The sequence below is a fragment of the Pseudomonas sp. F1_0610 genome (assembly GCF_047470865.1).
In the GTDB taxonomy this organism is placed as follows: domain Bacteria; phylum Pseudomonadota; class Gammaproteobacteria; order Pseudomonadales; family Pseudomonadaceae; genus JAZDRH01.
In genome coordinates this window covers 101,362-107,615 of the sequence record NZ_JAZDRH010000010.1, presented here as the reverse complement: position 1 = coordinate 107,615, position 6,254 = coordinate 101,362, and the positions used below count along the sequence as shown (strand labels likewise).

Annotated in this window: 8 protein-coding genes; 6 read left to right on the top strand and 2 right to left on the bottom strand. The window is 37.9% G+C overall.

Annotated elements, in window-relative coordinates:
* The 4 genes from VQ643_RS07870 to VQ643_RS07855 all read left to right on the top strand — a co-directional run.
* Nucleotides 1-201: integrase core domain-containing protein (locus VQ643_RS07870; protein WP_414199029.1), on the top strand; the 201-nt coding region annotated here is incomplete at its 5' end.
* A gap of 159 nt (nucleotides 202-360) precedes the next feature.
* The gene (locus tag VQ643_RS07865) at nucleotides 361-1,116 is read left to right on the top strand and encodes a TSUP family transporter (RefSeq protein WP_414199027.1); all 756 of its coding nucleotides are present in this window, start codon (nucleotides 361-363) and stop codon (nucleotides 1,114-1,116) included.
* 21 nt (nucleotides 1,117-1,137) lie between these two features.
* Entirely contained in the window at nucleotides 1,138-1,566 is a 429-nt protein-coding gene (locus VQ643_RS07860) for an EamA family transporter (protein WP_414199025.1), read from the top strand.
* Between the two features lie 49 nt (nucleotides 1,567-1,615).
* The gene (locus VQ643_RS07855; RefSeq protein WP_414199023.1) at nucleotides 1,616-2,611 is read left to right on the top strand and encodes an amidohydrolase family protein; all 996 of its coding nucleotides are present in this window, start codon (nucleotides 1,616-1,618) and stop codon (nucleotides 2,609-2,611) included.
* Between the two features lie 9 nt (nucleotides 2,612-2,620).
* On the opposite strand, the gene VQ643_RS07850 is transcribed toward VQ643_RS07855, so the two are convergent.
* Nucleotides 2,621-3,049, bottom strand: coding sequence for an OsmC family protein (locus tag VQ643_RS07850; RefSeq protein ID WP_414199021.1), 429 nt, complete (start codon nucleotides 3,047-3,049; stop codon nucleotides 2,621-2,623).
* Nucleotides 3,050-3,211: 162 nt separating this feature from the next.
* On the opposite strand from VQ643_RS07850, the gene VQ643_RS07845 reads away from it, so the two are divergent.
* The gene (locus tag VQ643_RS07845) at nucleotides 3,212-4,945 is read left to right on the top strand and encodes a hypothetical protein (RefSeq protein WP_414199019.1); all 1,734 of its coding nucleotides are present in this window, start codon (nucleotides 3,212-3,214) and stop codon (nucleotides 4,943-4,945) included.
* 192 nt (nucleotides 4,946-5,137) lie between these two features.
* Complete coding sequence (locus VQ643_RS07840) at nucleotides 5,138-5,434, top strand: DUF1883 domain-containing protein (protein ID WP_414199017.1); 297 nt, start codon at nucleotides 5,138-5,140, stop codon at nucleotides 5,432-5,434.
* Nucleotides 5,435-5,472: 38 nt separating this feature from the next.
* Here the strand turns inward: VQ643_RS07840 and VQ643_RS07835 are convergent, their stop codons facing one another.
* Nucleotides 5,473-6,138 (bottom strand): suppressor of fused domain protein, encoded by a 666-nt coding sequence (locus VQ643_RS07835; RefSeq protein ID WP_414199015.1) that lies wholly within the window; start codon nucleotides 6,136-6,138, stop codon nucleotides 5,473-5,475.
* Between the last annotated feature and the right edge of the window lie 116 nt (nucleotides 6,139-6,254).

The window sequence follows — 6,254 nt, the reverse complement described above, 5'->3', positions numbered from 1 at the left end:
TTAGGAAAATCTACACAAAATGCATTTGTAGAAAGCTTGAATGGTAAGTTTAGGAATGAGTGCTTGAACCTACATTGGTTTAGAACGCTGGCGGAAGCCACTTATAAAATAGAGCAATGGAGACAACATTATAATGATGTCTGCCCTCACAGCTCATTAAATTATATGCCACCATCCGAATACGCGAGAAAGGCGGCATAATGCAAAAACCCCATCCTAGCTGTGGTACTAAACTTGGGATAAGGTCAGACAGACTAAATTGTACCTAAAGCCTTAAATAGGCTCAGCATAACTGAGCATGCTGGAGTACAATGCTTTTTTCTTAAGTATTAGATAGTAATTATTAAGGTTTAGGCATTTATGGTTGATACTTTTACAATTATTTCACTTGCAGGTGTTGCTACCTTGGCAGGCTTTATTGATGCTATTGCAGGTGGTGGAGGCTTATTGACGTTGCCAGCCTTACTGTTATCCGGATTTGCACCTGTAGAGGCTTTGGCAACTAACAAGATGCAAGGTACTGCAGGTAGTAGTTCAGCGGCTATCACCTTTATGGCGAAAGGCTATATTAAATTTAAGCAAGGTTTACCTATTGCCTTGTTTGCTTATACCGGTGGTCTGTTGGGTGCATTGCTTGTTTCACAACTACCAAAAGAAAAGTTGCAACTGGCGATCCCGTTTTTGTTAGTCGCTGTTGCTGTTTATTTGTTTTTTTCGCCTAAAATGAGTAATGAAGAGAAAAAAGCAAAATTACCATTTTTCACCTTTGCCGCCGTTATAGTGTCATTTATTGGTTTCTATGATGGTATTTTAGGGCCAGGAACAGGCTCGTTTTATATGATTGCTTTTATCTCGCTGCTTGGCTATGGTGTGATTAAAGCTATTTCTTACACCAAATTAGCCAATATGTTTTGTAATCTTGGAGCGCTTTCAATATTTGCGTTTCAAGGACATATTATTTTATCTGTGGCTATTGTCATGGCTGTTGGCGCGCTTATTGGCGCTCAGCTAGGCTCACGGTTTGCAATTAAATATGGAACGGCGATTGTTAAACCTATGCTAATTATTATGAGTTTAAGTATGGCTGCGAAGCTTATTTGGCAGCAGTTAGCTTAACTGTTATTAACAGAGGCATTTATGAGTGCTTGGCTGATTTATGCATTGCTGTCAGCAATTACTGCTGCTTTAGTCGGTATTTTTGGCAAACTAGGGTTACAGCACCTAGATGCAAATACAGCCACAGCTATTAGAGCCATTATTATGGCGCTTTTCTTATTTTTAGTTGTTTTCTTGCAAGGTAAGCTGCATTTGTTCAGCGAAGTAATGAGCAACCATAAAGCATTATTATGGATTACCTTAAGTGGCGTGGCTGGAGCTTTATCTTGGTTATTTTATTTTCTCGCTATTGAACATGGCAAAGTAAGTCAGGTGGTATCTATTGATAAGCTCAGCGTGGTATTTGCTGTAGTTTTAGCGGTTATCTTATTAGGTGAAAAACTTTCTTGGCTAGCCAGTCTTGGTGTTGTAATGATAACAGCTGGCGCTTTGCTTGTTGCTTTAGGCTAATGAACCTTTTTTATTGCTCGCCCTCATAGCTAATCAATAGGGAGGGCTTATGCGATTTACTATAGCACTGTTAGGGTTGTTTATTATTCCAACAGTATGGGCGCACACTTATATAGATAGCCACGCACATTTGTTTGATTTTTTTCAGCAATCAGAAGGGGTAGAAGCCCTCATTGAGGCAATGGATGAAGGTAATATTGAAAAAAGCGTTGTAATGGGTATTCCTGTTGCTAAAAAATGGCATGAGGATGAACCACAAAAACCAAGATTTTATGCAGGGGATGACGCCCCTGTTTATTGGTACAGCGCTACTGACTTTTTAGTGCATGATTTAGTTAGTAAAGCAAAACCAGCAGATCAAGCACGTTTAATTCCATTTTTATCTGGGTTTAACCCTAATGATAAAAATGCTGCAACACAGATTCGCCAACTATTAGCAATGCATCCTGATTTCTGGCAGGGCATTGGCGAAGTTTTTGCCCGTCATGATGATATTACCGCTCTTACTTTGGGTGAAACACCACGTATTAATAATGAAGCTATGATGCGTGTTTATAAAGTAGCAGCTGAGTATGATTTACCTGTTTTACTACATACTAATATTACCTCCAAGCGTGAGCGCAAAGCCCTTTATGAGGAAGAATTAAGAGAAGTTTTACAGGCTAATAAAAAAGTGCGCTTTATTTGGGCGCATGCAGGCACCAGTATGGAGATTCATCGTCATCAGGAAAAATTAGTATTTTTGCCTAGATTATTAGATGAGTTATTAGCTGAATATAAGAATCTTTATATTGATTTATCTTGGGTAGTACTAGAGCCCTACATGTTAGATGGCAAGGGCATTCCCAGCAAAGAATGGCTGGCATTACTGAATAAATACCCTACGCGATTTGTGCTAGGCTCTGATGTAGTGGGACGTTTTAAGAGTCAAGCAGAAATAATGCAAGCCTTTAGTCCAGTTTTGGATGCTTTACCTGCAACAGTGGCACGCAAAATAAGTAAAGAAAATATGTTAGCGCTACTGCCACGTAAAAAGCGGCAGTAACCTGACTGCTTATACTAACTGAGTATCAATAGTGCTCAAATTAAGTAGGTTGTCTGCAATAGGGCAGCGGCGTTCAACTTCCGCTAAGAAGGCAAGCTGCTGCTCTTTATTTAAATCACTATCAATAGAGACTTCTAAGCGGATTTGTTGAAATCCAGCACGATCCTCAGTGTCTTTGCCTAATAGCTTGTCAGGATTAAAATCACCTTCGGCTTTGAACTGCATGCCTTTTATGTTTAGTTTTTGTTGATGCGCCACAATACGCGCAATGCTACCAACACAGCCTGCTAAAGAAGCTAATAAAAGTTCTGGTGGCGTTGGACCCTTGTCGCTACCGCCTGCATTTTTTGGCTGATCCATTCGTATTTCATGATTGCCACACTGCATGCTGATTGTCATGTTGCTGCCCATTGCCCCTGAAACCAGTACTGTTTTCATTGTATATCTCCGAGTGATTGATTTTTCATTATACAGGTGGGGGTATATAATTCAAGAGGCTTAAAATCTACGTTCGGTTTTCTTAAATAACGCTAGAGTGATACAACTTTTTGTTACATAGTGTGTCGTATTGGTAATTTCCTCTATGTGTTAAGGACTGCCATGAGCATAACCAATACTGAGCCTGCGATTGCTCGTTACACTTATCTTCCTGTGATGCTATTAGCAGTGTTGCAAGCATGGTTAATTAAGGAGTTTCCTGCATATCTATATGATCAACCCTTTGCCGGCCTGTATTTAACACCGTTATCTTGCGCTTTAATTATTCCCTCTGCTTTTAGCTTCTTAGTTTCAGATTTAAAGCGTCCTGTTTTTTATTTGAATATTTTTATAGTTATTGCTTGTGTCCTGTGGGTTTCATTATGGTTTGACTCCAATGTGGCTGACGTTAACTATAAGCACGAAGAATCTATTTTTATCTCTATTGTTTTAGTATTTATTATTCTACCTTGGTTGCAGTTACGCCAAATGACAGGTAAATGGAGCACCAATTATTCGTGTTTAATTGGTTTGTACGGGTTAAATACCTTGTTTGCGGTATTTGCAGCTGCCATTGGTGGAGCAGTAGTACTTCTTTCGGTATTGGCCACGTACTTGTTTGACTTAGTACAGATGAATTCACTAGCTTATATTATGTCTCGTGAGCTTTTCCGCTGGGTCTTATTTTGTCTAGCCTTTAATATATGTTTACTCTTTTTACGTCGTTTTTCAGATATACAAGCAACCCGTATTTTTAGTTTAATTGCCCGTTTTTTTCTACCAATACTTAATTTGGTAGGCATGTTATTTTTAGTTGGAATGCTTTTTTCTTTAATCAATTCTATATCTTCGGATATGCTAGATAGCAGTGTCAGGGTAGCGAGTAGTAGAGTTTTAAGCTCACCTCCAATTTTAATTTTCTTAATTATAAGTATAATTTTAATAAATATTGTATATGGAGATGGAAAGCAAGGATTTAAGTTTAGACCTTGGCTTAATGGTTTTGTGTTAATTAATATTGGCTTTCTTAGTATTTTTGCACTTTTTACTATTTATGGAATTCTTGCCCGAGTTAATCAGTATGGTTGGAGCTATCCAAGACTCTATGCATTCTTTATCACCATGCTAATTGGCTTAACTGCTATAAGTTACAGTGTTTCCGTTATCCTTAAACGAAATAACTGGAGCTTATGCTTAGGGGCTATCAATAAAACGATATTACTTTTATTAGTAATTAGTATTCTTGCAACCAGTAGCCCGGCAGTCGATTTTTATAAGATTGCAACGAATAATTTATTGGAAAGAATTAACGCTGATGATGATCCTATTATAAAGTATCAGTTCGTGAAATTAGGTAAAACAGGTGAAGAAGCATGGGAAAATCTATTAAAGGATGAGAAATATAAGGCTAGGACAGACAACAGTTATTATAAAAATAATTCTGATGAATTAGATAAACTACTGTCTGATGTAATGCTAATTTCAACTGGTAGTGATCCACTTCCTGAAAGTTGGTGGAAGTTTATTAATGCGGATGGAAATAAATATAAATATTTAGACTGTACCAAAAATTATAGTCCCTATAACTGCTTAGGCTTTACTAAGGATATAAATAATGATGGCGAAAATGAGGTTGTAATTTGTAGTGGTCATGAGCAAGCGAGAGTGATTAGCTGTACCGTTTGGCAGCAAAAAAGTTCTGACATCTGGATTGATACTGATGAGCAGATGTTTAATTATTCAACGCCAGCGCAACGCAAAGCTGCTTGGGGGGAATTACTTAAGGGAAATATAGAAATTAAGCCAAAAGAATGGCAGCAAATTGTGATAAAAGCTGACGATAGCTCGCTTAACTAAAAAATAAAAGTGCCAGATAAAATGGCTAGTATAGCTTGCAAGCATACTAGCTATTTATTTGTGTACTGACTGTAAGCTATATGTGAGGTTAGTAAGCTGGATGCTTTCAATTACAACTGAATAAAAAGAAAAGCTGTTTTCAGTGTATAAAAGCCTTAAAATAACGTTTTGTTTTATTAAATTGGTTGGCTTATGAAATTTATCCATCAACGTGAAATGCTCACAGAAGGCGATTTTGTGGTTATTCAGTGCTCACAAATGTGCAATATACGCTTAATGAATGATGCTAATTTTCGCAGTTTCCGTAATGGTGGTAAGCACACCTATCATGGTGGCTGTTTTGATCGTTTTCCCGCAAAAATTCGAGTACCAAGCAGCGGTTACTGGAATATCACCTTAGATGCGGTAACTCGTCGCCCAATTAGCGTAACGCGTAAGCCTAACTTTGAATATAAAATTAAAATAGTACGCAATACTAAGTTGGAGTGATGTTATAAATGGCTAGCTTTATGCTAGCCATTTATATATTAAACAAGATAGCTATGCGTGCGTTGCAGGTCAGTAATTAGCAACAGATTATTATCTTGTTGCATGCGTTGTATTAATTGCAGTACCTCGTCCTGATTGTTAGCCTGTTTTAGATACTCAACTTCTTTACTGGTTAAGCCTATCATCTGTAAGAACTGAACCTCACCGTGAGCGGTGTGGATTTTCCCTAGCTGTGGATCTACAGTAAAAGCTAATCCACACAAATCAGTATTTGAATCTAAACGAATAGGGCTATTGGTAGGAATAAAGTGGTTGGCATCAAACCAATTGCCTGAGTCAAATACATAGCGTGCTAAATTTTGCATGAGGGAGCACACCCAAGTTTTATTATCATCAGCATCTACTTTTTTTAGGCGGAGGGTCAGCTCCATGCCAAATTTACTAAACTCTTTTCCGGCAGCTTCTTCGTCAAAATAAAGCTCTGAAAAACCATAGGTAACAAAATGATAATGGTCTTCTTGTTCATGGCTAAGATAGATACTAATACCATCTAAAGGATCTTCACCGCCTAAAATATAAGGGATAGTTGTGCCGTAGTGTTCGGCTTGTTGTTCGCCATAAAGTTTTTCTAGTGTGGAAGCTATAGCATCCCAGCCTACAGCATCGTCTTCAGTAAATTGTTGGCAGTATTCTTCTTTAGTCATTGTGCTGTTCTTATGCAAAATAAAATCATTATGACATTGGATCTACAGCGCTTGAAAGGCTTACATAAAAAAAGCCCCAAGCGCTAGCATGCTTGGGGCTTTGTGTTTAGTGCTTT

Excerpts from the sequence above, each read along its gene's own strand:
- VQ643_RS07840 (WP_414199017.1), top strand. The coding sequence starts at position 5,138 with ATGAAATTTATCCATCAACGTGAAATGCTCACAGAAGGCGATTTTGTG.
- VQ643_RS07845 (WP_414199019.1), top strand. The coding sequence starts at position 3,212 with ATGAGCATAACCAATACTGAGCCTGCGATTGCTCGTTACACTTATCTT.
- VQ643_RS07865 (WP_414199027.1), top strand. The coding sequence starts at position 361 with ATGGTTGATACTTTTACAATTATTTCACTTGCAGGTGTTGCTACCTTG.
- VQ643_RS07860 (WP_414199025.1), top strand. The coding sequence starts at position 1,138 with ATGAGTGCTTGGCTGATTTATGCATTGCTGTCAGCAATTACTGCTGCT.
- VQ643_RS07850 (WP_414199021.1), bottom strand. The coding sequence starts at position 3,049 with ATGAAAACAGTACTGGTTTCAGGGGCAATGGGCAGCAACATGACAATC.
- VQ643_RS07855 (WP_414199023.1), top strand. The coding sequence starts at position 1,616 with ATGCGATTTACTATAGCACTGTTAGGGTTGTTTATTATTCCAACAGTA.
- VQ643_RS07835 (WP_414199015.1), bottom strand. The coding sequence starts at position 6,138 with ATGACTAAAGAAGAATACTGCCAACAATTTACTGAAGACGATGCTGTA.